This is a genomic window from Albidovulum aestuarii (genome assembly GCF_029961185.1).
GTDB lineage: Bacteria > Pseudomonadota > Alphaproteobacteria > Rhodobacterales > Rhodobacteraceae > Albidovulum > Albidovulum aestuarii.
In genome coordinates this window covers 63,778-89,912 of record NZ_JASBQQ010000010.1, presented here as the reverse complement: position 1 = coordinate 89,912, position 26,135 = coordinate 63,778, and the positions used below count along the sequence as shown (strand labels likewise).

General features: G+C 64.2%; 24 protein-coding genes. 4 read left to right on the top strand and 20 right to left on the bottom strand.

Annotated features, from left to right (window positions below; all coding sequences use genetic code 11):
* Positions 1–96: 96 nt before the first annotated feature.
* Positions 97–2,277 (top strand): selenide, water dikinase SelD, encoded by a 2,181-nt coding sequence (gene selD / locus QKW60_RS18790; protein ID WP_282370980.1) that lies wholly within the window; start codon positions 97–99, stop codon positions 2,275–2,277.
* Between the two features lie 105 nt (positions 2,278–2,382).
* Here the strand turns inward: selD and mnmH are convergent, their stop codons facing one another.
* From mnmH to nudC, 4 genes are all read right to left on the bottom strand, one after another.
* Positions 2,383–3,447 (bottom strand): tRNA 2-selenouridine(34) synthase MnmH, encoded by a 1,065-nt coding sequence (gene mnmH, locus QKW60_RS18785; RefSeq protein WP_282370978.1) that lies wholly within the window; start codon positions 3,445–3,447, stop codon positions 2,383–2,385.
* Positions 3,448–3,484: 37 nt separating this feature from the next.
* Positions 3,485–4,081 carry a L,D-transpeptidase gene (locus QKW60_RS18780; RefSeq protein WP_419762704.1) on the bottom strand — a complete coding sequence of 199 codons (597 nt, stop codon included), beginning with the start codon at positions 4,079–4,081 and terminating at the stop codon, positions 3,485–3,487.
* 155 nt (positions 4,082–4,236) lie between these two features.
* The gene (locus QKW60_RS18775; protein WP_282370974.1) at positions 4,237–4,710 is read right to left on the bottom strand and encodes an SRPBCC family protein; all 474 of its coding nucleotides are present in this window, start codon (positions 4,708–4,710) and stop codon (positions 4,237–4,239) included.
* 38 nt (positions 4,711–4,748) lie between these two features.
* Positions 4,749–5,708, bottom strand: coding sequence for an NAD(+) diphosphatase (gene nudC / locus QKW60_RS18770; RefSeq protein ID WP_282370971.1), 960 nt, complete (start codon positions 5,706–5,708; stop codon positions 4,749–4,751).
* Between the two features lie 215 nt (positions 5,709–5,923).
* On the opposite strand from nudC, the gene QKW60_RS18765 reads away from it, so the two are divergent.
* Both QKW60_RS18765 and QKW60_RS18760 read left to right on the top strand, forming a co-directional pair.
* Positions 5,924–7,903, top strand: coding sequence for a bifunctional 2',3'-cyclic-nucleotide 2'-phosphodiesterase/3'-nucleotidase (locus QKW60_RS18765; protein ID WP_282370970.1), 1,980 nt, complete (start codon positions 5,924–5,926; stop codon positions 7,901–7,903).
* Between the two features lie 84 nt (positions 7,904–7,987).
* Positions 7,988–8,326 (top strand): hypothetical protein, encoded by a 339-nt coding sequence (locus QKW60_RS18760; RefSeq protein ID WP_282370968.1) that lies wholly within the window; start codon positions 7,988–7,990, stop codon positions 8,324–8,326.
* Positions 8,327–8,341: 15 nt separating this feature from the next.
* On the opposite strand, the gene QKW60_RS18755 is transcribed toward QKW60_RS18760, so the two are convergent.
* The 15 genes from QKW60_RS18755 to deoC all read right to left on the bottom strand — a co-directional run bounded on the left by QKW60_RS18755 (position 8,342) and on the right by deoC (position 25,149).
* On the bottom strand, positions 8,342–9,622 hold the full coding sequence (locus QKW60_RS18755; protein WP_282370966.1) for an amidohydrolase family protein: 1,281 nt from the start codon (positions 9,620–9,622) through the stop codon (positions 8,342–8,344).
* Positions 9,622–10,566 carry an ABC transporter permease gene (locus QKW60_RS18750; RefSeq protein ID WP_282370963.1) on the bottom strand — a complete coding sequence of 315 codons (945 nt, stop codon included), beginning with the start codon at positions 10,564–10,566 and terminating at the stop codon, positions 9,622–9,624. Before QKW60_RS18750 ends, QKW60_RS18755 begins: the two co-directional genes overlap by 1 nt.
* The gene (locus tag QKW60_RS18745) at positions 10,566–11,615 is read right to left on the bottom strand and encodes an ABC transporter permease (protein WP_282370962.1); all 1,050 of its coding nucleotides are present in this window, start codon (positions 11,613–11,615) and stop codon (positions 10,566–10,568) included. Before QKW60_RS18745 ends, QKW60_RS18750 begins: the two co-directional genes overlap by 1 nt.
* The gene (locus QKW60_RS18740) at positions 11,605–13,149 is read right to left on the bottom strand and encodes an ABC transporter ATP-binding protein (RefSeq protein ID WP_282370961.1); all 1,545 of its coding nucleotides are present in this window, start codon (positions 13,147–13,149) and stop codon (positions 11,605–11,607) included. Before QKW60_RS18740 ends, QKW60_RS18745 begins: the two co-directional genes overlap by 11 nt.
* Positions 13,149–14,174, bottom strand: coding sequence for a BMP family protein (locus tag QKW60_RS18735; protein ID WP_282370959.1), 1,026 nt, complete (start codon positions 14,172–14,174; stop codon positions 13,149–13,151). The genes QKW60_RS18740 and QKW60_RS18735 overlap by 1 nt, the downstream gene beginning before the upstream one ends.
* Before the next feature lie 96 nt (positions 14,175–14,270).
* Positions 14,271–14,966, bottom strand: coding sequence for an ABC transporter ATP-binding protein (locus tag QKW60_RS18730; RefSeq protein WP_282370957.1), 696 nt, complete (start codon positions 14,964–14,966; stop codon positions 14,271–14,273).
* Entirely contained in the window at positions 14,967–15,668 is a 702-nt protein-coding gene (locus tag QKW60_RS18725) for an ABC transporter ATP-binding protein (RefSeq protein WP_282371048.1), read from the bottom strand. It lies immediately after the preceding gene.
* Complete coding sequence (locus QKW60_RS18720) at positions 15,665–16,606, bottom strand: branched-chain amino acid ABC transporter permease (protein ID WP_282370955.1); 942 nt, start codon at positions 16,604–16,606, stop codon at positions 15,665–15,667. Before QKW60_RS18720 ends, QKW60_RS18725 begins: the two co-directional genes overlap by 4 nt.
* The gene (locus tag QKW60_RS18715; protein WP_282370954.1) at positions 16,603–17,484 is read right to left on the bottom strand and encodes a branched-chain amino acid ABC transporter permease; all 882 of its coding nucleotides are present in this window, start codon (positions 17,482–17,484) and stop codon (positions 16,603–16,605) included. The genes QKW60_RS18720 and QKW60_RS18715 overlap by 4 nt, the downstream gene beginning before the upstream one ends.
* Positions 17,485–17,524: 40 nt before the next feature.
* A complete protein-coding gene (locus QKW60_RS18710) occupies positions 17,525–18,817 on the bottom strand; it encodes an ABC transporter substrate-binding protein (RefSeq protein WP_282370952.1) in 1,293 nt (430 codons plus the stop codon).
* A gap of 106 nt (positions 18,818–18,923) precedes the next feature.
* Positions 18,924–20,282: a hypothetical protein gene (locus QKW60_RS18705; protein ID WP_282370950.1), complete on the bottom strand. Its 1,359-nt coding sequence runs from the start codon at positions 20,280–20,282 to the stop codon at positions 18,924–18,926.
* Positions 20,282–20,863 (bottom strand): amino acid synthesis family protein, encoded by a 582-nt coding sequence (locus tag QKW60_RS18700; RefSeq protein ID WP_282370948.1) that lies wholly within the window; start codon positions 20,861–20,863, stop codon positions 20,282–20,284. The genes QKW60_RS18705 and QKW60_RS18700 overlap by 1 nt, the downstream gene beginning before the upstream one ends.
* A gap of 251 nt (positions 20,864–21,114) precedes the next feature.
* A complete protein-coding gene (locus QKW60_RS18695) occupies positions 21,115–21,813 on the bottom strand; it encodes a fumarylacetoacetate hydrolase family protein (RefSeq protein ID WP_282370946.1) in 699 nt (232 codons plus the stop codon).
* Positions 21,810–24,167, bottom strand: coding sequence for an aldehyde dehydrogenase family protein (locus tag QKW60_RS18690; protein WP_282370944.1), 2,358 nt, complete (start codon positions 24,165–24,167; stop codon positions 21,810–21,812). Before QKW60_RS18690 ends, QKW60_RS18695 begins: the two co-directional genes overlap by 4 nt.
* Positions 24,168–24,174: 7 nt before the next feature.
* Entirely contained in the window at positions 24,175–25,149 is a 975-nt protein-coding gene (gene deoC, locus QKW60_RS18685) for a deoxyribose-phosphate aldolase (protein WP_282370943.1), read from the bottom strand.
* 221 nt (positions 25,150–25,370) lie between these two features.
* Here deoC and QKW60_RS18680 point away from each other — a divergent pair, with 221 nt between their 5' ends.
* Positions 25,371–25,697: a hypothetical protein gene (locus tag QKW60_RS18680; RefSeq protein WP_282370942.1), complete on the top strand. Its 327-nt coding sequence runs from the start codon at positions 25,371–25,373 to the stop codon at positions 25,695–25,697.
* A gap of 6 nt (positions 25,698–25,703) precedes the next feature.
* On the opposite strand, the gene uraH is transcribed toward QKW60_RS18680, so the two are convergent.
* The gene (gene uraH, locus QKW60_RS18675) at positions 25,704–26,063 is read right to left on the bottom strand and encodes a hydroxyisourate hydrolase (protein ID WP_282370941.1); all 360 of its coding nucleotides are present in this window, start codon (positions 26,061–26,063) and stop codon (positions 25,704–25,706) included.
* Positions 26,064–26,135 lie beyond the last annotated feature (72 nt).

Sequence of the window (26,135 nt, the reverse complement as noted above, 5' to 3'; positions counted from 1 at the left end):
CATGGGGGCGATGAATAGCCGCATCCCCGCCGATGCGAAAGTCCGGGCATCGCCAAATGCGCGCGTCCGCGCTAGGGATAGGCCGAAGGAGGCCCGATGCAGGTGCAGATCCCGTTCACCCGCGACCTCGTCCTGATTGGCGGCGGTCACACACATGCGCTCGTCTTGCGCATGTGGGGGATGCGGCCTGTGTCGGGTGTGCGGCTGACACTGATCAATCCCCTCCCGACGGCGGCCTATTCCGGCATGCTGCCCGGCCATATCGCCGGGCATTACGCGCGCGACGAATTGCAGATCGACCTTGTCAAACTTGCCCGCCACGCGGGGGCACGGCTGATCCTCGGCCGGGCGACGGGTATCGATCTTGCGGCCCGCCGCATCACCGTGCCGGGTCGGCCTGACATTGCCTATGACATCGCGTCTATCGACGTTGGCATCACGTCAGAGATGCCCGGCCTTCCCGGCTTTGCCGATCATGCGGTTCCGGCCAAGCCGCTCGATGCCTTCGCTGACCGGTGGGAGGAGTTCGTCGCCGGTCACGCAAAGCGCGATACGACACGATCGGTCGCGGTGATCGGTGGCGGCGTCGCTGGAGTGGAACTGGCGCTTGCCGCCCGCCACCGTCTGGGTGAGGCGGCCACGATCAGCGTGATCGAACAGGCGAGGGCTTTGCCCGCGATCGGGGCGGGGGCAAACCGGGCGCTCCGGGCGCACATGACGCGGGCGCGCATTTCGTTGATCGAGGGTATGGCAGCGACAAGCGTCGAGCGCGGTGGCGTGCGGCTGGCTGATGGCCATCTGGTGCGCGCGGATTTTGTGATCGGCACGGCTGCGGCGCGGGCTGGGGGCTGGCTTGCCGATACCGGGCTCGCGCTTGAAAACGGGTTCATTCAGATCGGTCCGACCCTGCAAAGCCTGACCGATCCGGCGATTTTCGCTTGTGGCGACATCGCCCAGATGGGGTTCGCACCACGCCCCAAAGCCGGGGTTTTCGCCGTGCGGCAGGCGCCGGTGCTTGCGCACAATCTCGAAGTTGCCCTGACCGGGCGCGGGAGTATGCAGGCCTATCGGCCACAGCGCGACTATCTCAAGCTCATTTCCACCGGGTTCAGGGGCGCGGTCGCCGACAAGTGGGGCCTGCCGCTCGACAGCGCCTTGCTCTGGCGCTGGAAGGATCGGATCGACCGGAAGTTCATGGAGAAGTTCCACGAATTGCCCGTCATGGAAACACCGCCCTTGCCCGAACGCGTTGCTGCCGGGGTGCGGGACGAGCTTGGCAAGGGCAAGCCCCTTTGCGGCGGCTGCGGCGCCAAGGTCGGGCAGGCCGATCTGCGTGCGGCTCTCGCGGGTCTGCCGAGGCCGGTGCGGCCCGATGTTCTGTCGGGTCCGGGGGACGACGCGGCTGTGCTGGTGCATGGCAAGGACCAGCAGGTCCTGACGACCGATCATGTCCGCGCCTTCACTGAAGACCCTTACCTTCTGGCGAAAATCACAGCGGTCCATGCCATGGGCGACGTCTGGTCGATGGGCGCGCGTCCGCAGGCGGCGCTGGCGCAGGTGATCCTGCCCCGTATGTCGCCCCGGATGCAGGCCGATACCCTGCGCGAAATCATGACGGCCGCCGCCGAGACCTTCGGGGCCGAAGGCGCGGACGTGGTGGGTGGGCATACCAGCCTCGGGGCCGAACTGACCGTGGGGTTCACGGTCACCGGGCTCACCGCCGGCGGCGCTGTTACGCAGGCCGAAGCCCGGCCGGGCGACTGGCTGATCCTGACCAAGCCGATCGGCACCGGTGTGATCCTCGCCGCCGAGATGGCCCGCGCCGCGCCGGGCGATGTGGTTGCCGGGGCGCTCGCCTCCATGACCCGCCCGCAGGGCGCGGCGGCGCGCATTCTTGCGCCTGCGGCGGGAGCAATGACCGACATTACGGGGTTCGGCCTTGCCGGACACCTGATGACCATGATGGAGGCGTCCGGCACCGCGGCACGCATATCGCTCTCGCATGTGCCCGTCCTGCCGGGTGTCGAGGCGCTCGCAGCGGCCGGCCATGGCTCCACGCTTCTTCCCGCGAACCGGGCGGTCATGGCTCGGATGTTCCTGACCGAAAGCCCGCGCGCCGATCTGCTCTTTGACCCCCAGACTGCGGGCGGGCTTTTGGCCGCAGTTCCCGCGGATAGCGCCATGGATCTTGTCCGGCGGCTCCATGCAGCGGGCGAGGCGGCGGCGATCATCGGTGAGGTGCTGGAGGGCCCGCCTTTCCTCACGGTCGAGGACTGAACACGCCCACCACCTTCTTCTTTGCGAAAATACTCACGCCGGAGGCTGCGGCGCGGAACGCGACGCCCGGTGAGGGGGGCTCGATGCCCCCCGAGACGGCGCTGGTCAGCGGGCCGTGGTGAGCGCGCGCACCGCGTCCGCGATACGGGCGGCAACCGGGTCGAGCGTTGCTGCCGCGAGGTCGGCGGTCTCGATCACCGCCTCGCGCTCCGGCGCGAACCGGGCGCGGTGCTTTTCATAGCGCGGGTCGTAATGGGCCGCCATCAGGTCCCGCGCCAGTCCGACAAAATCATCCCTCTCGGCAAGGGCAAGCCATGCCTCGATCCGCTCAGCCGGATGCAGCGGCTTCAGCCGCGCAACGACCGCTTTCAGCCGGTCCCGGTCCCCGGTCACATCGGCATAGGCGCGGGCGAGGTAGTCGGCGCGCGCCTCCAGCGGGGCCGCGACGCGGATCCGGGGCGCGGCGCACATCGCGGCCCAAAGCTGCTTCGGCAAGACGATATTGCCAACCCGCGAACTTTCCGCTTCCACCACCACCGGCCGCGCCGGATCGAGGGTCGCAAGCGCCACGGCAAGCTGCCCCTCAAACCCCTTCTGCGCGGGCTGGCCACCCGGCATATCGCCGAAGAGCGAGCCGCGATGATTGGCGAGCGCTTCCAGGTCGATGGTCTGGACCCCATGATCGCCAAGCAGCCCGAGCAGTTCCGTCTTGGCCGAGCCGGTATTGCCGTCCAGCACCACGAGCGGCGACCGGACCGGCTGATCCTGCAGTTCCGCCACCACGAGCCGCCGCCAGCTTTTGTAGCCCCCTTCAACCAGTTCCACCCGCCAGCCCACCTGCGACAGGATCGACGCGAAGGACCCCGACCTTTGCCCGCCCCGCCAGCAATAGACCAGCGGTCGCCAGCCCCCCGGCAGATCGGCCAGCGGTCCTTCCAGATGCTTGGCGGCATTGCGCGCCACCAGTGCCGCGCCGATCTTGCGGGCGAGGAAGGGCGATTGCTGCTTGTAGACCGTGCCCACATGAGCCCGTTCCGCATCGTCCAGCACCGGCAGGTTAATCGCGCCCGGCAGATGATCCTCCGCGAATTCGGACGGCGCGCGCACGTCGATCACCGCGTCAAAGGTGAACGCAGCGATTTGCTGAAGGGAGGTCAGGGTCAGGGCCATGGCCCCTCATAGCGCCCTGTGCTGTGCTCCGAAAGGGTCAGTAGACCGTGACCGGTGCGCCGAGTTCCACGCGGTTGTAAAGGTCGATCACATGATCATTGACCATCCTCAGGCAGCCGTTCGAGACGGAACGCCCGATGGAGTTCGGTTCGGTCGTGCCATGGATGCGGATCGCCGTGTCGATGTCGTCATGGTAAAGGTAGAGCGCCCGCGCGCCGAGCGGATTCTTCGGCCCGCCGGGCATACCGTCGGCATATTTCTCATAGGCCGCCGGATTGCGTTCGATCATTTCTGGCGTGGGCTTCCAGCTTGGCCATTCGACCTTGCGTCCGACCACCGCCTCACCACGATAGACAAGCTCTGCCTTGCCGACAGCCACACCATAGCGGATCGCGGTGCGTGGCTGGACAATGTAGTAGAGGAAATGCTGGGACGATATCACGTGGATCGAACCGGGTTCGAAGCTGCGTTTCACGCGCACCACGGTCGGGTAAAGTTCGGGCGCAATCTTCAGCCCGGCGATCGGTGCGGGTGGCAGGACGATCTCGGCCCTGGTCAGCGCCGCGACAGGTGCGGCCCTTCCACCAAAAGCTGCCGCCGCAAGGGCCCCGGTCATGAGTGAACGACGATCCATCATCCTCTCCTTCTGTCCCGCCTGTATTGTGCGGGGTTTTCTTACAATACCGTAAATCTCGAACGTATTGCTGCGATTTTGACCATGAATGTGGCCCTGATAGGGCGCGCTTTGGCAATCATGCAGGCTATCCCTCCGCGCAAAGGGCTCGCTTTTCAGGATACCCCGTGCCCCAGATGCCTGAGCTCGACGTCAGCGGCAAATTTCTGCACGCGCGCTTCGAACCGGCGGCTAAAGCCCGCCTTGTTCAGCCGCACAGATTGCAGCATCAGTCGCGCCGCCAGGGTACGCGGCTTAATTTCAGCATCCACGGTCAAACGGGTCCGCTTGGGAGACAGGGCGACCAGCCCGACAGATAGCACCATGTTGAAACCAGTGCTTTCGGCGTTGACATTCAGGGCCGCTGGCCGGTCAAAACGGTCAAGCTCGCACAGGAGCCGCCGCATCTTTCCGCGCATGGGAAAGCGGACGCTCCAGGTCAGGCCCGGTCCGACCTCGGCAATCCGGTCCACCCGCGTGACTTCGGCACCACGCCGCACCGCCGCCCGTTCGAACGCTGTGAAATCGGATAAGAAATCAAAGACCTTTTCCGCGGGCACCTCGACGTCTTCCTTGGTGGAAAACTTCACGTCTCAACTCTCCCCATTTCCCGCGCCGACTATTGGCGTCAATCCAGCCGGTCCGCAACCCAGTTGGCAAGCAGAAAACCCGCGATGGCACCGTTGCGCGGCCGCCGGATCGTCGGGTGTTCCCCGGATAGTGCCAGTGCGACATCCTCCCTGCTGACCCAGATCGCATCCTCGATCTCATGCGGGTCGATGGTGATCTCTTCCGTCACCGCTTCACCCGCGCAGCCGATCATCAGCGATGACGGATAGGGCCACGGCTGACTGGCGAGATAGCGGACTGGGCCGACCCTGATGCCGGTCTCCTCTGCTACTTCGCGACGCACCGCCGCCTCAAGCGGCTCCCCCGGTTCGACGAACCCGGCGAGGCAGGAATACATGCCTTCCGGCCAACCCGGCGAACGGCCGAGCAACGTCTTGTTCCCATGCGTGATAAGCATGATCACCACCGGGTCTGTGCGCGGGAAATGGAATGTCCCGCAGGCCGCGCATCGGCGTTGCCATCCACCGTCGGCAACCGCGCTCGGTTGTCCGCAGGCCGAGCAGAAGCGGTGGCTGCGGTGCCAGCCAAGGATCGCCTTCGCGGTCGCCACCAGTTCGGCATCGCGCGGCGTGAGGTCCGCCATCACACCGCGCAGCTCTGCGAACCGGTGGTCATCCGGCAAGGCGGGGTGGCGTTGTTCGGTCGGATCGAAGAAGACACCCGCAGGCGGTGTGTCGCCGGTCTCGGGCTCCCATGCCGAGATGTCGGCGGCGAAACGCGCCTGCCCCTCGTCAAGTCCGAGAAAGACCGGCGTTTCTGCAGCCGTTTCTAGAACCGAATGGCCTGGCGCCACCCATGCTGCTGAATGCCCCGCGAACAAAGGTTTGCCGCGCCAGATCGGCAGGACGCATGCGGATCCGTCTCTCCTGCGCATAGCCAGTTCCTCGGGATTGCCCCGAAGCCAGGCAGCACGATCCAGACCCGATCCACCGAAAGTTACTGTTTCCGCGTCGCGCATACGTCTCTCCTCATGCAGGATCAGATGTGGCATGACGGAAAGGCGCGTGCAAACGGATCAATGCGCCTCAATTGCCTCCATTGAACAACTATTGGTAGAAAGTAATACTGATTTATCTCTTATTTGGTGACCCAATGGAATATCTCCGGTTAGAATCTGAGCAAAGTAGTGGTACCTTGGCGTGATCCCTGATCATCACACCAAGGGAGGTTCCCGTGACAACCACTAACCCATCGACCCTATCCCGCCGGGGCTTCCTCGCCGGGACGACTGCCGGAGTGTCTTTGATCGCGCTGCATCCCTATTCCGCCTTTGCCGCCGCCAATCAGGCGCATCTGCGGATCATGGAGACGACCGACATCCACGTTCATGTCTTCCCCTACGACTATTACTCCGACAAGGCGATCGACACCGTGGGCCTTGCCCGCACGGCCGCGATCATCGAGGGGATCCGGGCCGAGGCGACAAACTCCATGCTCGTCGACAACGGCGACTTCCTGCAGGGCAATCCGATGGGCGACTATATCGCTTATGAGCGGGGGATGAAGGAGGGCGACATGCATCCGATCATCCAAGCGATGAACACGCTTGGGTTCGATGCATCGACGCTTGGCAACCACGAATTCAATTACGGGCTCGACTTCCTGACGAAGACCCTCGCAGGAGCCAACTTCCCAGTAGTCTCGGCCAATGTCGCGAAGACGCTCGGTGCGACACCGCGCGAAGATGAAACGCTACTGAAGCCATACATCATCCTCGACCGCGAAGTCACCGACGGCACTGGGACCGTGCACCCGATCCGCGTCGGCCTGATCGGTTTCGTGCCGCCGCAGATCATAACCTGGGATCGCCGTCACCTTGAAGGAAAGGTGGAAACGCGTGACATCGTCAGTGCCGCCGAGGCTTGGGTGCCGCAGATGCGTGAGGAGGGCTGCGACATCATCATTGCGCTCAGCCATTCTGGTATAGGTTCCGCTGAACACAGCGATGGAATGGAGAACGCCTCCGTGCCGCTTGCACGCGTTGCCGGTATCGACGCGCTTCTCACAGGGCACAACCACCTCGTCTTTCCCTCACCAGCGTTTGAGGGAATGGCCGAAGTCGACATTACGTCCGGAACGCTGTCCGGCAAGCCGGCCGTGATGGCCGGGTTCTGGGGCTCGCATATGGGCTTGATCGACCTTCTCCTGGAACGCGACGGCAATGAATGGCGGGTGATCAGCTTTACGACCGAAGCCCGGCCGATTTCCAAGCGGAATGAGGACCGGTCCGTCACGGCGCTGGTCGAAAGCGTGCCGGGTGTATTGGCATCGGTGCAAAAGGAACATGACGAGACGCTCGGCTATATCCGTCGTGCGGTGGGCAAGACCTCGGCCCCGCTGCATTCCTACTTTGCGCTCGTGGCCGATGACCCTTCGGTGCAGATCGTCTCCATCGCCCAGAAATGGTATATTGAGGAGATGATGAAGGGCACCGCGCATGAGGGCCTGCCGATCCTCTCGGCGGCGGCGCCGTTCAAGGCTGGCGGGCGCGGAGGCCCGGACTATTACACAGATGTGGCACCCGGCGACGTGGCGATCAAGAACGTGGCCGACCTCTACCTTTACCCCAACACGATCCGCGCGGTGAAGGTGACGGGCGCGCAACTCAAGGACTGGCTGGAACGCTCGGCCGGCATCTTCAATCAGGTGGTGTCGGGCGAGGCTGATCAGGTCCTGCTGAACGCTGAATTCCCGTCCTACAATTTCGATGTGATTGACGGTGTCACCTATGAGATCGACATCTCTCAGCCCTCGAAATACGGGCCCAAGGGCGAGAATCTGAACCCCGATGCCAGCCGCATCGTCAACCTGATGTATGACGGCAAACCGGTCGATCCGGCGGCCGAGTTCGTCATTGCCACAAATAACTACCGCGCCTCGGGCGGCGGAGATTTCCCGGGGGCAAAAGGCGACACGACCATCTTCGAGGGGCCAGACACCAACCGCGACATCATCGTGCGCTATATCGTTGAACAGGGCACGATCAACCCGGCGGCCGATTCAAACTGGCATTTCAAGGCCCTGCCGGGGACGAGCGTGCTGTTCGACACCGGACCAAAGGCGGCCGATCATATCGGTGACGTCAAGGCCGTGAAGATAGAACCGGCGGGTGACGGGCCGGACGGCTTTGCACGGTTCCGCATCGCGCTCTGACCTGCGTTAGCGGCTTCTGGCGGGGCTCGACAGTGATCGGCCCCGCAGGCATAACCATCGGCAATCTGTCGGTGGAGGTGTCGTATGTTCAAATGGGTGGTTCTGCTGATCGTCCTCGCGGCGGGTGCGGCGTGGCTGACGAAACCCGGTGAAGCCGCCTTTGACGACATGCTGCGGGCAGAGCTTCAGCACCGGATCGCGACCGAGGATATCGGTCAGCAGGGTGACCCGATCGCCGCCATCGCCCTTGTCGCGTGCAAGCTCAGCCCGTCCGATTGCTTTTCGATGGTGCGCGACGGGCTGGATGTTTCGGTTGAAGACCGGGTGCTTTACACCCGTATCCGCGCCGAGGGGTTCGGAAAGCGCACGATCTGCACCGGCGTCTTTACCAAACTTCTCTGCCGCGAGGAGGGAGCAGAGTAAGCCTCCGGCGCCCGTCTACCGTTCCGGCCCCTCATGCCGCCGCCGCACAGACTCTGGCCGCCCCGCCAGCGACAGGCAGGTATCGTTGCGGTTGTGCCGGGCGATGACCTTGCCCTTTGACACAACGGCAAGCCGTTCGGCCCTGAGCCGCAGCGCCTCGGTCGGGTTGCCCGCATCGAGGATCACAAGCGACGCAAAATCGCCATTCTTCAGGCCATAACCCTCCAGCCCCATGATCCGGGCATTGTCCTCCGTCACCATGCGGAAACAGCGGGCCATTTCCTCGGGATGGGTCATCTGGGCGACATGCAGGCCCATGAAGGCCACGTCCAGCATGTCGGCGGTGCCCAGCGAATACCACGGGTCCAGAACGCAGTCCTGCCCCCAGCCGACAGTGATGCCATGGGCCTGCATCTCTTTCACCCGCGTCAGGCCACGGCGCTTCGGATAGGTGTCGTGGCGGCCCTGCAGGGTGATGTTGATCAGGGGGTTGGGGATCGCGGTCATGCCGCTTTCGGCGATCAGCGGCAGCAGTTTGGAGACATAATAATTGTCCATCGAATGCATCGAGGTCAGGTGGCTGCCCGCCGCCCTGCTACCCAAGCCATGGCGCGTGACTTCGCGGGCCAATGTCTCCACATGACGGCTCATCGGGTCGTCGGTCTCGTCGCAATGGATGTCGATCCTCAGCGCCCGTTCGGCGGCGACGCGGCAGAGGTCGCGCAAGGATTCTGCGCCCTCCTCCATGGTGCGTTCGAAATGCGGTATGCCGCCGACGACATCCACGCCCATGTCGAGGGCGCGGAGGACATTCGCGCGGCCGGTGGCGGTCCGGTAAAGCCCGTCCTGCGGAAAGGCCACGAGTTGCAGGTCGATATAGCCCGCGACGCGGCGCTTCACCTCCAGCATCGCCTCGACCCCGCGAAGGTGGTCCGGCGTCGTATCAACATGGGTGCGGATCGCCAGAAGCCCCATCGAGGCCGCCCAGTCGCAATAGGTCAGCGCGCGGGCGATCATCTCATCCACCGTCGCAATCTCGCGCAACTCGCCCCAGAGCGAGATGCCTTCCAGCAACGTGCCGGAGGCGTTCACGCGTGGCAGGCCGTAGCTCAGCGTCGCGTCCATGTGAAAATGCGGATCGACGAAGGGGGGAGAGACGAGGTCGCCGGTCGCGTCGATCACCTCGCTTGCGTCGCCTTCGACGCGTCCGGTCGCGGCGATCCGGTCGCCCGCAATGGCGATATCGGACACCGTGCCATCCGGCAGCGTGCCACCCTTGATCAGAAGGTCGAACATCACCGCTCCCCCTTGTTGAACGGAACCATCAGCGCTGCCGGAACTTCGGCCCGTCGCGACATCAGGATCAGCGCGAGAATGGAGAGCACATAGGGCACCATCAGGAAGACCTGATAGGGCACGACCGCCCCCATCGGCGTCTGTTGCAGCCGGACCTGAAGCGCGTCGAACCCGGCAAAGAGGAGCGCACCCAGAAGCGCCTTGCTCGGTTTCCACGCGCCGAAGACCACCAGCGCGATGCAGATCCAGCCACGGCCGTTGACCATCTCGAAGAAGAAGCTGGAAAAGGCCGACATGGTCAGGAAGGCTCCGCCGATCGCCATGAGACCCGATCCGACGATCACGGCCCCCATGCGGATTGCGGTGACGGAAAGCCCCTGCGCCTCGACCGAGGCGGGGTTTTCGCCTGCGGCCCGCAGGGCAAGGCCAAGCGGCGTGCGGTAGAGGATGAGCGAGACTATCATGACAAGGATGAAGGCCAGATAGGTCAGCGCGGTCTGCGAGAACAGCGCCGGACCGATCAGCGGAATGTCCGACAGAACCGGAATCTCCCATGGCTGGAAGGGCGTGATCTTGGGCGGCGAGGTGACCTCGGGCAGCGACAGGCGGTAGGCGAAACTGGCCGTAGCCGTGGCCAGCAATGTGACGCCAAGGCCCACGACATGCTGCGACAGACCGAAGGGCACCGTCAGCGTCGCGTGCAGAAGGCCGAAGAGCATCCCCGCCAGCATGGCAACCCCGACCCCGGCCCAGAGGCCGGTTCCCAGATATACCGCCATCCAACCCGCAAAAGCGCCGATCACCATGATGCCCTCGATCCCAAGATTCAGCACGCCCGCGCGTTCGCAGATGAGTTCCCCGAGGGTCGCGAAGATCAGGGGCGAGGCGATGCGGATCACGGCGGCCCAGAAGGTGGCGGAGAGGAGGATGTCGAGAATGTCCATCAGCGCCACCTTACCCGTGTCGTGGTGAGTTTCAGCGCCAGAACCATGGTCAGAAGCGCCGTCGCCATCAGGATGTCGGCGATATAGGTCGGCACACCTGCCGCCCGGCTCATGCTGTCCGCGCCGACAAAGACGCCCGCGACGAAGATTGCGGAGATGACGACGCCAAGGGGGTTCAGAAGCGCCAGCATCGCGACGATGATGCCGGTGTAGCCAAAGCCAGGCGAGAGGTCCAAGGTCAGGTTGCCCTTCAGCCCCGCAACCTCGGAAAACCCGGCAAGGGCGGCGAGGCCGCCGGAAAGAAGCGCCGTCTTGACCATGACGCGGCCCACCGGAATGCCCGCAAAACGCGCAGCCTCGGCATTGAGGCCAACGGCGCGGATTTCGTAGCCCAAGGTCGTGCGGGTCTGGATCACCCAGACCGCGATGGCCGAAAGGATCGCCAGCGCGAAGCCCCAATGCAGCCTGAGCCCCTCGACAATGCGCGGCAGGCGCGCGGCCTTGTCGAGTGCGGGGGATTTCGGCCAGCCCATGCCCATCGGATCCTTCATCGGCCCTTCCAGAAGGTAAGAGACGAAGAGCAGCATGATGAAGTTGAAGAGAAGCGTGGTGACGACCTCGTCCACGCCCAGCCGCGTCTTCATCAGGACCGGTCCCAAGAGGATCAGCGCGCCCGCAAGCATCGCGGCAAGGGCGATGACCGGAAGCAGGAGGAGGGAGGGCAGGGGCAGCGCCCCGGTGCCCAGCAGAACCGTCACAATGGCCCCGCCGTAAAGCTGTGCCTCAGCGCCGATATTCCAGAGCTTGGCGCGGAAGGCGACGGCCACCGCCAGCCCGGTGAAGATCATGGGAGTGGCCCGATTCAGGGTCTCCAGCAGCGCGAATTTCGACCCTGCCGCACCCTTCAGGATCAGGCCGAGTGTGGCAAAGGGATTGGCGCCCGCCAGAAGCGCGAGCGCCGAGGCGATGAGGACCGTTAACGCCAGCGCCCCGGTGGGCAGGCCGAAGCGGCGGAGGGCCGAGGGGTTCGGAATCGGTTCAAGCCGCATCTGCACCCCCTTCAAAACCCTGCCCGGCCATCCAGACGCCGAGTTCCGCGGGCGTTTTCTCGCCACGCGGGAAGGCGGGTGACAGATGGCCTTCGTAGATCACATGGATCAAGTCCGACAGCGCCATGACCTCGTCGAGGTCTTCCGAGATCAGCAGAATCGCCGCGCCCGCGTCGCGCGCCGCGATCAGGCGGTTGTGCACGAAGGTCACCGCGCCGATGTCGAGCCCGCGCACCGGCTGGTTGGCGAGTATGATCTGAGGGCCCGCCTCCAGCGCGCGGCCGAGGATCAGCTTTTGCATATTGCCGCCGGACAGAAGCCGGATCGCTGCCTCGGGGCCCGGACAGCGGACATCGTAGGTTTCGATGATCTTCTTCGCAAAGCCTTCGGCGGCGGACCAGTCCATCCAGCCCTTCCGGCTGTAGGGGGCGTTTTCGTAAGCCTCCAGAACCGCGTTTTCGGTCAGTGTGAAATCAGCGACCGTGCCGGTCTTGTGCCGGTCCTCGGGGATGCGGGCGACGCCCGAGGCCAGCGCCGCACGGGGTGACCAGTCGCCGGAATGTTCTGGGTGAAGCACCATCGTTCCGCCGGTCGGCATCTCAAGTCCGCCGATCAGGTCGGCGAGGGCCGACTGGCCGTTGCCCGAGACACCGGCAAGTCCGATGATCTGGCCCGCCCGCAAGGTCAGGTCGATGCCCGACAGACCCGGCGCATTGCCGCGTGGGGCCGTGCGGATGCCGGTCAGCGTCATCAGTGCCGCGCCCGGCGCGCGGTCGGCCAGTTTCGGCGCGGTGATCTCGGCGCCCACCATCATCTCGGCCAGTCTGTGGCGGTCGGTCTCGGCAGTCGCGACCTCGCCCACCAGACGCCCGTGGCGGAGAACCAGCACGCGGGAGGAAATCGCCATCACCTCGTTCAGCTTGTGCGAGATGAAGATGATCGAGAGGCCGAGCGCCACCGCCTTCCGAAGTGTCTCGAACAGGGCCGTGGTTTCCTGCGGGGTCAGAACGGCGGTCGGCTCATCAAGGATCAGAATGCGGGCATCGCGATAGAGCGCCTTGAGGATCTCCACCCGCTGACGCTCGCCAACCGAGAGGCTGCCGACTTTGGCATCGGGATGGACCGACAGCCCGAAATCCGCCGAGAGCTTCTGCACCTTGGCCTTCGCCGCGCGGGCGTTGAGCCGGGCGGAAAGAAGCGAACCGGTGCCAAGCAGGATATTTTCCAGCACTGTCATATTGTCGGCCAGCGTGAAATGCTGATGCACCATGCCGACGCCTGCCGCCAGCGCCGCGCGTGGATGACCGGGCGGGAGTGTCTGGCCGAACACCTCCACGCTGCCCGCATCGGCCGTGTAATGGCCAAAGAGGATGTTCATCAGCGTCGTCTTGCCTGCGCCGTTTTCGCCGAGAAGGGCGATGACCTCGCCCTTCTTCAGATCGAAACTGATCGCGTCATTGGCGACAAGCGGCCCGAACCGCTTGGTGATGCCGTCGAGGCGGAGGACAACCTCCGCCCCCTCGCGCCCCGCCATCAGGACGACGTCGGTTCTTCGTCGTTGATCTCGACGGTGAAGCTGCCGTCGCGGATCGCCGCCTCCCGCTCGGCCACCAGCGCCATTGCCGCTTCAGGCACCTTGCCCTCAAACGTGCCTAGGGGGGCGAGCGAGCAGCCGCCTTCCTTGAGGAAGCTATAGGTGCCGTAATTGTCGGCAGTGAAGCTGCCATCGGCGACACGTGCGAGGGCCGCGTTCAGCGTCGGTTCGAAATGCCAGAGCGCCGAGGCGACGACGGTTTCGGGATAGTCCGCTTGGGTGTCAATCACATTGCCGACGGCAAGGATGCCACGTTCCTGCGCCGCATCCGAGACGCCGAAGCGTTCGGCATAGAGGAGGTCCGCCCCGCCATCGATCATCGCAAAGGCGGTTTCCTTGGCCTTCGGCGGATCGAACCACGAGCCGATGAAAGAGACCTGGAAGCTGGCATCGGCACGCGTCTCGCGCACGCCCGCCATGAAGGCATGGATCAGTCGGTTGACCTCAGGGATCGGGAAGCCGCCGACGATGCCGATATTGCCGGACTGCGTCATCGCGCCCGCGATGATGCCGGAAAGGTAGCTCGCATCCTGGATGTAGTTGTCGAAAACGGAAAGGTTCGGCAGCGCCGGGTCATGCAGGAAGCTTGAGCCAAGCAGGAACGCGGTTTCGGGATAGTCGGCCACGACCTCGCGCGCCTCCTGCTCCACCCCGAAAATCTCGCCGATGATCAGCTTGTAGCCCTGTTCGGCATATTCCCGCATCACGCGCGGATAGTCGGTATTGGCGGTGTTTTCGGTGTAGGTGTACTCGGCAGCACCCGCCGCTACGGCGGCTTCAGCCGCGACATGGATGCGGCTGACCCATTGCTGTTCGACCGGTACGGTATAGATGCCCGCGACCTTGATCGGATCGGCGGCAAAAGCCCGCTTCGGCAGACCGACGATCCCCGTCGCTGCTGCGCCCGCCGCGGTCGCCATCAGATGCCGCCGGTTCAGCCCGGCCGGTTTGAATATTGAAGTCATAGTCAGCCCCCTGTCGTTTGATTGCGGTTCAACGGAAAATTTTTATCAATTGGTAAAGTTTTTTCGGATTCGCGCAAGAAAATTCTGTATGTGGCGTCAGACGCCGACGTAGGAAATGAACTGAGGCGCGCCGGACGTCAGGTCGCCGACCTGCACCGTTTCGGCAACGCTCCCCCCCACCATGAAGGCGATGCGGTCTGCAACGGACAGCGCGGCATCCACGCGCTGTTCGACCAGCACCGTCGCCACCCCGGTTTTCTTCAGCGCCACGACCGTGTCGCGGATCAGCGCAATCATCGAGGGTTGCAGGCCCTCGGTCGGCTCATCCAGAAGCAGGACCTTGGGTTCAAGGCAAAGCGCGCGGGCAATGGCCAGCATCTGCTGCTCGCCGCCCGAAAGTGTGCGGGACATCTGCCCCATGCGTTCGCGCAGGCGCGGGAAGAGGTCGAGCACGTGGTCACGCACCCGCGCCCCGCGCCCCCGCGTCATCAACCCGACCTCGATATTCTCGGCTACGGTCAGATCACCGAAAAGCCGCCGCCCCTGGGGGACATAGCCAATCCCGTAGCGGGGCACTTCATGGGCGGGAAGGCCGTCAATCCGGGTCCCGTCAAGCTCGATCGTCCCGGCGCTTGCCCGGACCTGTCCCATGATTGTTTTCAGCGCTGTGGATTTGCCCGCGCCGTTCCGGCCCATCAGGCACAAAACCTCGCCCGCCGCGACCGACAGCGTGAGGCCGCGCAGCACCTGCACCGCGCCGTATCCTGCCTCGATGCCATCGAGCTTCAGCATTCAGCCCCCCAGATAGGCGGTCTGTACCGCCTTGTCGGCCCGGATCGCCTCTGGCGTGCCGGTGGCCAGAACTTCACCGAAATTCAAGACCGTGATGCGCTGGGCAAGGTCCATGACCACATCCATGTTGTGCTCGATCAGAAGAACCGTCGCCGCCGGCACCACGCCGCGCACGATGTCCTTGAAGGTCTCGATCTCGCCCTGCGCCAGTCCCTGCGTCGGCTCGTCGAGGATCAGGAGCTTTGGGTCAAGCCCCAGGCCCATGGCGACTTCCAGCAGCCGCTGGTGGCCGTAACTCAGCGTCCCCGCTGTCTGGTCGGCGCGGTCCTGAAGGCCGACCCGGGTCAGCGCCGCCATCGCATCATCGCGCAGGCGGTGGGAATGGCGGCTTTGCACCGCAAGGGCGACGTTGTCGAAAACCGTCAGCGCACCATAGACCTGCGTGATCTGGAACGTATAGGCGATGCCGAGCCGGACGCGGGCATGGGCGGGCAGGTGCGTGATGTCGCGCCCGGAAAAGCGGATCGTGCCCGACTGTACAGGGATGCGGCCCGACAAAAGGCTGACAAATGTCGTCTTGCCCGCGCCGTTGGGGCCGATCAACGCGTGAATCTCGCCCTGATGCAGATCGAAATCTACCCCGTCGACGGCCTTCAGCCCGTCGAAATGGCGGGTCAGACCGCGCGCTTCCAGCAGGGTCACGGCAGCCATTTCAGCCCCCGTTCGCGGATCGTGCCAAGAATACCCTTCGGCGCGAAAAGGATGAGCAGGACCAATGCCACGCCGGTGACGAACTGATGGGCGTCGGTGATCGAGGACGCATAGTCGATCAGATAGAACATCAGTAGCGCGCCGAGGAACGGGCCGATAACAGTGCCCGCCCCGCCGAGAAGGACATACAGGAGAGGCAGGATCGAGTATTGCACCGAAGCAAGGCTTGCGCCCGCATAGCCGAACATCAGCGCATAGGCCGCCCCCGAAAGCCCCGCATAGAGGCCCGATATGGTCAATGCAGTCAGTTTCACCGTGTAGGGGTTGTAGCCGAGCATACGGCTTCTTTCCTCATTCTCGCGCATCGCCACCATGATCCGCCCGCGTGGCGAGCGGGCGAGCCAGAGGTTGACGAGGAGGGCAACCGCGAAGAGCGCAAGCGCGACGAGGTAGCGGGTGTTGTCGTCGGAAAGGTCGAGCGAGGCCAGCATCCGCCCCGCTTTCGGGATCACGATGCCCTCATCCCCGCGGGTATAGCTGCCGAAATAAAGCACCGTCAGATAGCCCGCCTGCGCGAACATCAGGGTCACGATCATGAAGGCGACTCCGGCGGTGCGAAGCGCGAAGAGGCCAAGCGCAAAGGCCACCGCTCCACCGGCAAGAAGCCCCGCGATCAGCCCGATCCCCGCCGTTCCGTCCGCGTGATAAGCAAGCAACCCAGCGGCATAGAGCCCCGAGCCGAAGAACAGCGCATGACCGAGACTGAGGAGGCCCGTATAGCCGAACGCGATATTGTAACCCATCGCATAGATCGCCAGCACCATGATCCGGGCGATATTGGTGTGGTGATAGGCGGGTGCCACGAAGTGGAACGCGAGAAGTGCGGCGATCAGGCCGAGATGCAGGAAAAGCGCCCGGTCCACAGTCATGCCGCACGTTTCCCGAAAAGGCCCTGCGGCCTGAGAACGAGGATCAGACCGACGGCGAGCGTGGCGAGGATCTTGGCCAGTGTCGGGGCGAAGAAGGTGGAGATGACCCCATCGCCAAGGCCGATGATCAGCGCCGCGACCAGCGTGCCGCGCAAGGACCCAAGGCCGCCGATGATCACCACGATGAACGAGAGCAGCAGCGGATCGCCCCCCATCAGGTAATGCGCCTGCTGGATCGGCACGATCAGCACGGCGGCGATGGCCGCCAGCCCCGCGCCCATGGCGAAGACGCCGGCATAAACGCGGTCGACATTGATGCCGAAGGCCCGCGCCGTGTCGCGATCGATCTGCGTCGCCCGCATGATCAGACCGGCCTTGGTATGCTTCAGGATCAGCCACACCATCAGCAGCACCAGAGCGGCCCCGACAATTACCGCCAGCTTATAGCCGGAATAGCCAAACCACGGCAGTTGGATACGGAAATCCAGCGGCGCGGGGACGGGGCGCGCATCGGGTCCGAAGAAACTCAGCGCCGCCTGTTCGAGGATGTAGAGGAGGCCGATGGTCGCGACGATGGTCGCCTCGGGTTCATAGTTCAGCCGTTTCAGGACAGCCATGTCGGCCGCCGCCGCGATGGCGCCGACGATCAGCGGGCAGACCACAAGCGCGACGGCAAAGGACAGCCCGGCAGGCCCCGGCACCCACTCAGACACGAACCACGCCAGCACCGCGCCCAGCATGAAGAACGCGCCATGGGCGACATTCACGACCCGCATTATACCAAAGACCAATGACAGGCCTGACGCCGTCAGCGCAAGCACCGCGGCGGTCACGAGCCCCTCCATCAGGGCGAGAAGCAGGAATGGTCCGAAGGCCAAGCGCAAATCGGGCGGGGGTTCAGCCCCGCCCGTCCCGAAATCAGAAACTCATCGTCGTGTAGTCGACTTCGTCTGGGTAGAACCCGTCCTCCATCGTGGTCTGATGCACGCGCACAAGCTTGCCGCCCTCGACCTTGGTGATGGATTGCAGGCCGAAGGTTTGGTGGGTCTTGCCGTTGAAGGTCTTCGGCCCCTGCGGATGGGCCTGCCCCTCGGCAAAATCCGTCATCGCTTCGATGGCTTCAACGATCTTCTGCCGGTCTGCCGGGCCCTGATAACCCGCTGCTTCCATCGCGTGCTTGATGACGAACAGCGTCTCCCATGTGGAGAACATGTGGGCATAGGTGGCGATATCGGCGGGGTCGGAGACCGATGCACCGTTGTCATCGACACCCACCGCCGCGCGATAGAATGCCTCGTGCTCGGACGCATCCGCCTGCTTGTAGCGCGGATGACCTTCCCAGAAATGCGATCCGTCGAGGAATTCGAGGCCCGGCGAGTTGATGTCCACTGCCTCAAGCGAGTCGATGAAGCCGAAAAGCTGCGGCCGCGCGCCCGAGCCGTAGAACTCGCCCAGTTCCTTCACGAAGGTCAGGACGGCGGGGCCGACCATGACGTGATAGATCACATCGGTATCCGAGGGGATCTGCGGGAAATAGCGGGTGAACGAGGTTTCGGTCGGCGGGATCGCGATATGTTTGATCACCTCGCCACCCTGGGCTGCGACGGCAGCCGTGAAATAGTCGCGGTGATCGTGGCCGAAGGCGAAATCGGGGAAGATCATCGTGATCTTCTTGCCAAGGTTCGAGGTCACGAAAGGCGCCATGCCCTGAACCTGGCTTTTCACGTCCGTGATGCCGGGCTGCATGGTCCAGCGGTTCAACATGCCGGAGGCCACGTGATGACCTTCGGAGCAGACCAGATAGGGCACCTTCAACTCGCCCGCGCGGGGGGCAGAGCCGATTACGACATGGGAAAAGAGCGTCCCCATCACCAGATCGCAGTTCGACTGGGTGGTAAGTTTCTCGACGACTTCCGCGCCGCGCTTGGGGTCGGTACCGTCATCCTCGAAGACCAGTTCGACCGGGCGTCCATTGATACCGCCGCCTTCGTTCAGCACGTTCAGCGCGGCGGTGGCGGTGCGTTCGTACCAGCGGCCATAGGATGCGCCGATGCCGGTGCGATGAAGCTGGAAGCCGATGCGGATCGGCTCGGACGACTGGGCTTGCGCGAAGCGCGCGCCGAGGCCGGTAGTCAGCAGGGCGCCGCCAGCTGCCATGCCCGTCAGAACCGAGCGGCGGGTCGGGTTCAAGGGGGTTGATTTGTTTGCCATCAAACATCTCCGCTGTTGGAAATAAGCAGCTCTCGCCGATTTTCGTTCCGGCGTTCCTGTTCCTTTGGTTACGGAACACGGAGTCGCGCAATAATGCAACTCTTTCTTACCCGGCCGTAGGCGAGGAAAGCAGCCAGAGACCGAAAACCGTGTAGGCGATCATCAGCAGCGTCATCGGCAGATGTGCCCTGACGCCATCTGCTTCAGGAAAGCGCTCGGTCAGTTTCAGGTTGAGAAGAACAGCCAGAAGATGCGCGCCAAGGATGACCGCAAACTGCGCCATCCAGATCATTTGCACACCGGAATGCGTCGTCAGGAACCCGAAGGACACCCAGTGATCCGGCAGGCCGAGCAATTGCCAGCCGCGCCCGAACGGATCGTTCAGCGCGGCGATGGCATATTGTCCGTTGGTCAGCAGCGCGATGAAATAATGGGCGACGTGATAGCCCGCCGCGATGGGAAGGAACGACAACATGACCGCCCCCACCCCCTGACGGAACGTCTCATGCGGCAACCCTGCCCTGATCGCGCCAAGGATCAGCGCGGCGCTGACGGTCCAGAAGGCGAGGAGCGCAGCCGAGTTGACCCCAAGGACCGCCGAGCGGCCGGGAAACTCCAGCGGGTTGATGCCAAGCCGTGCAAGCCACCAGAAGGTTTCGGTCAGCCCGTCGAAACTGACGGAAGCGAGCACGAGCGTGACGAAAGCAATGGCCGAGGGCGTCAGCGGTGGCAGGCGCAGAATCTGCGCACCGGGCAGCCCTGCCATCGTCTTCACCCGTGTTTCTTCATGTTCGGCCCAGAAGGGCGCGATGCGGGAGACCATTGCGAAATAGACGGTCATGAATTCACCCCGCTCCAGCCAGTCCTCACCTTCCAGCACGGCCAACGCGAGGATCAGGAGGTAGTAGCCCGCCGCGACGCGGGCGAGGTCGAGGGGGTCGGCGGGTGACAGCGAGACGATCTCGAACCACGCGAAGCCCAGATAACCTGCAACGGCGGGCCAGTGGCAAAGGTGCGACAGTCCGACGTTTCCCGTGCGGGCCATCAGGTGGCGGATGGTTCGGGCGGGCCCGGTCCAGGGCTCGATATCGCGCCAGAGATTGCCGAAGAGGATCGAAGCGAGTGTGAGGCCGACCCAAAGCACCGTCCACACGGTCAGCGGCAGAAGATTGCCCAGCGGATCGCGCGTGCCCCAGATGCCGGTGGCGATCAGCGACCAGAAGGCGAAGGCCGCAAGCCAGCTTATCGTTGTCCGGGAAAGGATCGCGCGCCGTTCGAACAGAACCCGCGCCCTGAAACCGGGTAGGCGCCCGGCCATCAGCCCGGCAAGGGCTGTCAGCGCCACCGCGATGCCCGCCCCCAGCATGTACCAGCCGGTGGGCAGGGTCAGGATAACCATCCGCTCGGAGGCATGGGCAAGGGCCGCGCCTGGGATCAGCGCCAGACAGGCCGCGAGCCACCGCATCAGCGCAGGCCGTCCTCTCCCTTGATCTGATGCGCCTCAAGCCCGCCCATCCGCGAATGGATGCGCGGACCCTTCGCCATGCAGAGGGCAAAGACGATCTCATCCGGTTTCGGTCCGTCCGGCACCATCACCGTCATCGTGTCGAAATGGCTGCGCACATAGGCCGCGTTGATATGGGCGAGCGGCAGGTCGAGCGTGGTGCCCGCCGCGCCGACCTTCTTCACCGAGGGCACGATGGCCTTGCTCTCCCCCAGAAGCGCCCGCATTCCGTAACCTCCCGGCGCATGCCAGAGTGCGCCGTGTTCCAGTTCGCCGTTCAGGCCGACAAGCGCACCTTTGCCATAGGCGTCGATGCCCTCCGGCCCGCCAAGCGCCTCGATCAGGCGTTTGCCCATGGTCAGGGCGAGCGGCTTGAGAGCCTCCATCGCCGATTGCAGATCGGGCTCATACCGCCCCGCGAAAGGGTTCGAAACCACGGCCAGAACGGCTGCTCGTTGACGTGGCGATTCAATGTCCGCACCGCCGTCGTGATGAGTTTCGTCAAGGACAAGGCAAAGCTTGCGAAGTCGGAAATCTGTCACGGGACCGCTCCTTCTGAATTGGACAGACCCTGCCGCAACCGGACCCGCAAGGCAATGCCATCGTTCGGCTGTCCCGGCGCGTCGGAAAGGTTAACGATGGGGCGCTGCTCGGGCGTGATGAGAGGGTAAGTTTTTGTATTATAACAAAAACTGCGATCTGCAAAACGTCGGCAGAGTGTCGGCAAAACGTATGGCAACCTGTCTGTCTGCGGCGAGAGACAAGATGCACGTTGTCCGGGTCAGAATCCGCCCTATCCGGCGGGTGCGATCGTCAGCGTGACGGGCGACAGCCCCTCCACCTCACCGTGGAGCATGTCACCCGGGCTGACTGGCCCGACCCCGGCAGGCGTGCCGGTGAAGATCAGGTCGCCGGGGCGCAGATGATAGAGCGTCGAGAGATGGGCGATCAGTTCGGCCACCGACCAGACCATGTCGGACAGATGCGCCTGCTGCACGGGTTTGCCGTTCAGATGCAGCGAGATCGCCTGCGGTCCCGGCGCGCCGAAATCCCCGGCGCGGGTGATCGGCCCGATTACGGCGGCATTTTCGAAATCCTTGCCGGTATCCCATGGGCGGCGCTTGTCCTTTGCCACCCCTTGCAGGTCGCGGCGGGTCATGTCGAGGCCGGAGGCGTAGCCGAGGACGAGGTCCATCGCATCCGCCTCGGCGACCCGGAACCCCGGTGCGCCAATGGCCACGACGAACTCCATTTCATGGTGGAAATCGGCGGTGCCGGGCGGATAGGGGACGGTCGCGCCTGAATGGATCAGATGGGCGGGCGATTTGGTAAAATAGAAGGGTGCTTCGCGGTCGACCTCATGCCCCATCTCTTTCGCATGGTCGGCATAGTTGCGGCCGACGCAGAAGATGCGGCTGACGGGAAATGCGGCATCCTCGACCCGCATTGGGACGGTGACCGGTTCGGGGGTGGGAAAGAGAAGCTTTGTCATTCGCCGTAGGGAACCCAGATGTTTTTCACCTGTGTTGCCCGTAGCAGGAAGTCGCGGCCCTGACCATCGGAACCGTGCCAGTCGCGGTTCGCGAAGGTCCATGTGACCTTGAGATTGCCCGAGCTTTCCGCCTCGGTCATCCGCGCGCCGTCCGGCCCGCCGCAATACCACATCGCGGCGACATCGTCGTGGCCCGCCAGCGTCTTGGCCAGTTCATCCTTGGCCCCGGTCACGATGTTCACGACGCCCCCCGGCAGGTCGGATGTGTCGAAGACCTGATAGAGGTCGGTCGCGGCGAGCGGCATCGACGCGGATGGGATCGCCACGACCCGGTTGCCCATCGCGATGGCGGGCAGGATCAGGCTGAGGAAGCCGAGGAGTGGCGCGTCATTGGGGCAGGCCACGCCCATCACACCGAAAGGTTCCGGCATGGCCAGCGTCACATGCGCCGATTTCGTGGAATGCACCGCGCCGTCGAACTTGTCGGCCTGCGCGGCGTAGTAGAAGGCGCGGCGGATGGAGGTGGCGACTTCATCAGCGGCTTTCGCTACGCCCGCCGCTTTCAGCCGGGCGGTGAATTCGGCCTTGCGGGCCGAAAGGTTCTCGGCGAGGTAATAGAGCACCTGCGCCCGGTTGTGCCCGGTGGCCTTGCCCCAGCCCGACGCCTTATGCGCTGCCTCGACGGCGTTGCGGATGTCCTTGCGGTTGCCGAGGCCCGCCAGCCCGATCTCGCCCGCCTTTCCCATCACCGCGTAGGAATAACCGCTGTCGGGCCGTTTCTGCGCCCCGCCGATATACATCTTTGCGGTGCGGTCGATGGGGGCGGGTCCTTTCGACGGCGCGCCGGGAACCGGGGCCGCCGACAGGTCCGGTGCCTCGGCTTCGGGCTTTGCCTTCACGACGGGGGACGAGAGGTATTCCCGCATCCCCTCGCGCCCGCCTTCGCGGCCGAAGCCGCTTTCGCGGTAGCCGCCGAAACCCGCGCCCGCGTCGAAGATATTGGTGGAATTGACCCAGACGACGCCCGCCTTCACCTTCGCGGCGATGTCGAGCGTGAGGTTCACGTTTTCCGACCAGATCGAAGCAGCGAGCCCGTAGCGGCTGTTATTGGCCAGTTCCACCGCCTCGGCGGGGGTGCGGAAGGTGGTCAGCGTCGCGACCGGGCCAAAGATCTCGACCTCGGAGACGATATTGGCGGGTTGGACATTGGTCATGAAGCCCGGCGCAAAGAAGCATCCCTTAGCGGGCAGTTGCGCCTCGGCTTGATGCAGCACCGCGCCCTCGGCCTCGCCCTTGGCGACCAGATCGCGGATGCGGGTCAGCTGGACGGGATCGACGATGGCGCCGACATCGGTGGACTTGTCGAGGGGGTCGCCCACGCGCAGCTTGGAAAGCCGCGCCTTGAGGCGGGATTGAAAGGTGGCCGCAATGCCCTCCTGAACCAGAATGCGCGAGCCCGCGCAGCAGACCTGCCCCTGATTGAACCAGATCGCATCGACCACGCCCTCGACCGCGGCGTCGAGATCGGCGTCGGCGAAGACGATGAAGGGCGATTTGCCGCCAAGCTCCAGCGTCAGTTTCTTGCCCGTTCCGGCGGTTGCCTTGCGGATCGCGCGGCCGACCTCGGTGGAGCCGGTGAAGGCGATCTTGTCGGCGTCCGAGCCGACCAGCGCCGCGCCGGTTTCACCGTCGCCGGTCACGATGTTCACCACCCCCTTCGGCAGTCCGATCTCGGCGCAGATCTCGGCGAAGGCGAGGGCCGTCAGCGGAGTGTATTCAGCGGGCTTCAGGACGACCGTGTTCCCGGCGGCAATCGCGGGTGCGATCTTCCAGGCCAGCATCAGCAGAGGAAAGTTCCACGGGATGATCTGGCCGCAGACGCCCACGGGTCTGGCGCCGGGGAACTCGTCCTCCAGCATCTCGGCCCAGCCGGCATGATGGTAGAAATGCCGCGCGACGAGCGGCACGTCGATGTCGCGCGCCTCGCGGATCGGCTTGCCGTTGTCCATGACCTCCAGCACCGCGAGGAAACGTTCCCGCTTCTGGATATGCCGGGCGATGGCGTAGAGCCATTTGGCCCGTTCATGGCCTGCCAGTTTCGACCAGCCCGGAAGGGCGGCGCGCGCGGCCTTCACCGCTGCCTCCACGTCTTTCTGCGTTCCTTGCGAGACCTTGGCCAGTACCTCGCCATTCGCGGGGTTCGCGCTGGCAAAGCCCTTGCCGGGTTTGGTGAAGGCCCCGTCGATGAAATGGCCGAACTGCCCCCGCGCCTTCAGCCAGGCGGTCACCTCTCCCGAAGCCTCCGGTGCCGGTCCGTAATCCATCGTTTCCAGTATCTCGGTCACTGTTGGCATCGGTCCCTCAGGCAAGTGCATGACGCGAGGACGCGGAGTAGCGTCCGGTGATGTGGTGTTCCAGCTGGCGTTCGATATCGCCGAGCATCGAGGACGCGCCGAGCCGGAAGAGGTGCGGGCGCAGCCAGTCGTTCCCCATCTCTTCCTTCATCAGGATCTGCCAGGCGATGGCGTCCTTGGCGGTTTTCATGCCGCCTGCAGGCTTGAAGCCGACCCGGTGGCCGGTGCGGTCCATATAGTCGCGGAGCGCCCGGACCATGATGAGCGAGACGGGCAGGGTGGCGTTTACGCCCTCTTTCCCGGTCGAGGTCTTGATGAAGTCCGACCCCGCCTGCATCGCCACCATCGAGGCCTTGTAGACGTTCCTCAGCGTCTGCAGATCGCCGGTTGCAAGGATCGCCTTCATATGGGCCGCGCCACAAGCCTCGCGCATTGCTGCGACCTCGTCGTAAAGCGCGGTCCAGTTGCCATCCAGCACATGGGCGCGGGTGATGACGATGTCGATCTCTTCCGCGCCCTGATCAACGGCATAGCGGATCTCGGCCAGCCTGAGGTCGAGGGGCATCAGCCCCGCAGGAAAACCGGTCGCGACGGAGGCGACCGGGATGCCGGTGCCCGCCACGGCCCTGACGGCGGCAGCGACCATCGTCGGATAGACGCAGACCGCACCGGTCGTCAGATGCTCCAGCCCCAGTCCCGCCATGATGTGGTCGGCGAGCGGCCGCACCGCCTTGGCGCAAAGCCTGCGCACCCGATCCTCGGTATCGTCACCGGCGAGCGTCGTCAGATCGATGCAGCGGATGGCATTGACGAGCCACGCCGCCTGCCATTCCTTTTTCACAGTCCGACGCGTGGTCAGCGTCGCCGCCCGGCGTTCGGCCGCCTGCGTGTTTACCGCGATCTGGTCGAACCAGTCGATCCTGAGCGGCATGCCCGGATTGCGGTCGGTATTGGAAAGGGCGGGGGCCGCGCTCTGCGACATGGTTCAACCTGCGGTCACTGTGCTTTGATCCTGACACATCACGCTAGCGTTTGTCCCGGTTAACTGCAACGCGAAAACCTGACCAAAAGGTCAAACATTAGCCGCCACCTGTCAAACTTGTTGACTCGCAGGAGGAAAACAGGGCCCAAGTGGCCCGGAATTTGGTTGCGAGATTTCAGGCCGGCAGGGGAATACGGTACGACCGGCGCAAGTAAGACGGGATGGCCGATTTGGAAAAGGTGCATTTCGCGATCGAGCAGTTGCTCGATACGCCGGAAGGCTGGCGACCGCTTGTCCGCAATCTCGTCGCGCGCTGGCCCGACGCTCCGGCTGCAGAACTGGTCTATGTGCTCGTGAGCGCCGCGAGCGAGATCGAGGCCACCTTCGCGGCAGGCAGCCCGGCCCACGAGTCCGCTGCAAAGGCCTGGCGGCTGGCCGCGCTGCTCGGCGTCGATTTCTACGCGATGGATGCGGCAGGCCTGACGTGCGCAAGGGCCGCCGATATGGTCGACTACTGGAATATCGACCCCTATTTTCGCGACCTCTGATCCGGATCAGCTTCCGCGATAAGTCGAATAACCGAACGGCGACAAAAGCAGCGGCACGTGGTAGTGCGAACCGGGGTCCGAGATACCAAAGCGGATCGGGATTTCATCGAGAAAACGCGGAGCCTCGGGCGGCACGCCGGTCGCGTCGAGATAGGCGCCGGTATGGAAAACAAGCTCATATGTGCCGGTGAAAAAACGGTCCTTTGGCAGGATCGGGCTGTCGGTGCGCCCGTCGTCATTGGTGACCGCCTCGGCAATCTTCTCGCGCCCCTCGCCAGACAGACGGAAGAGCGTGATGGCAATCCCCTCAGCGGGAACGCCCCGCGCAGTGTCCAGAACATGCGTGGTCAGATAACCCTCGGCCATGGTGCTCTCCCTGTTGCGGCCCGCATCATGGCGCGGAAACGGCCGGAAGGCGACATTGCCAGAGCCTAATAA

Bases quoted from the DNA above. Each gene is read 5' to 3' on its own strand.
- selD (WP_282370980.1), top strand. From the start codon at position 97: ATGCAGGTGCAGATCCCGTTCACCCGCGACCTCGTCCTGATTGGCGGC.
- mnmH (WP_282370978.1), bottom strand. From the start codon at position 3,447: ATGGCCCTGACCCTGACCTCCCTTCAGCAAATCGCTGCGTTCACCTTT.
- QKW60_RS18780 (WP_419762704.1), bottom strand. From the start codon at position 4,081: ATGGATCGTCGTTCACTCATGACCGGGGCCCTTGCGGCGGCAGCTTTT.
- nudC (WP_282370971.1), bottom strand. From the start codon at position 5,708: ATGCGCGACGCGGAAACAGTAACTTTCGGTGGATCGGGTCTGGATCGT.
- QKW60_RS18760 (WP_282370968.1), top strand. From the start codon at position 7,988: ATGTTCAAATGGGTGGTTCTGCTGATCGTCCTCGCGGCGGGTGCGGCG.
- QKW60_RS18755 (WP_282370966.1), bottom strand. From the start codon at position 9,622: ATGTTCGACCTTCTGATCAAGGGTGGCACGCTGCCGGATGGCACGGTG.
- QKW60_RS18750 (WP_282370963.1), bottom strand. From the start codon at position 10,566: ATGGACATTCTCGACATCCTCCTCTCCGCCACCTTCTGGGCCGCCGTG.
- QKW60_RS18745 (WP_282370962.1), bottom strand. From the start codon at position 11,615: ATGCGGCTTGAACCGATTCCGAACCCCTCGGCCCTCCGCCGCTTCGGC.
- QKW60_RS18740 (WP_282370961.1), bottom strand. From the start codon at position 13,149: ATGGCGGGGCGCGAGGGGGCGGAGGTTGTCCTCCGCCTCGACGGCATC.
- QKW60_RS18735 (WP_282370959.1), bottom strand. From the start codon at position 14,174: ATGACTTCAATATTCAAACCGGCCGGGCTGAACCGGCGGCATCTGATG.
- QKW60_RS18730 (WP_282370957.1), bottom strand. From the start codon at position 14,966: ATGCTGAAGCTCGATGGCATCGAGGCAGGATACGGCGCGGTGCAGGTG.
- QKW60_RS18720 (WP_282370955.1), bottom strand. From the start codon at position 16,606: ATGACTGTGGACCGGGCGCTTTTCCTGCATCTCGGCCTGATCGCCGCA.
- QKW60_RS18710 (WP_282370952.1), bottom strand. From the start codon at position 18,817: ATGGCAAACAAATCAACCCCCTTGAACCCGACCCGCCGCTCGGTTCTG.
- QKW60_RS18705 (WP_282370950.1), bottom strand. From the start codon at position 20,282: ATGCGGTGGCTCGCGGCCTGTCTGGCGCTGATCCCAGGCGCGGCCCTT.
- QKW60_RS18695 (WP_282370946.1), bottom strand. From the start codon at position 21,813: ATGACAAAGCTTCTCTTTCCCACCCCCGAACCGGTCACCGTCCCAATG.
- QKW60_RS18690 (WP_282370944.1), bottom strand. From the start codon at position 24,167: ATGCCAACAGTGACCGAGATACTGGAAACGATGGATTACGGACCGGCA.
- deoC (WP_282370943.1), bottom strand. From the start codon at position 25,149: ATGTCGCAGAGCGCGGCCCCCGCCCTTTCCAATACCGACCGCAATCCG.
- QKW60_RS18680 (WP_282370942.1), top strand. From the start codon at position 25,371: ATGGCCGATTTGGAAAAGGTGCATTTCGCGATCGAGCAGTTGCTCGAT.
- uraH (WP_282370941.1), bottom strand. From the start codon at position 26,063: ATGGCCGAGGGTTATCTGACCACGCATGTTCTGGACACTGCGCGGGGC.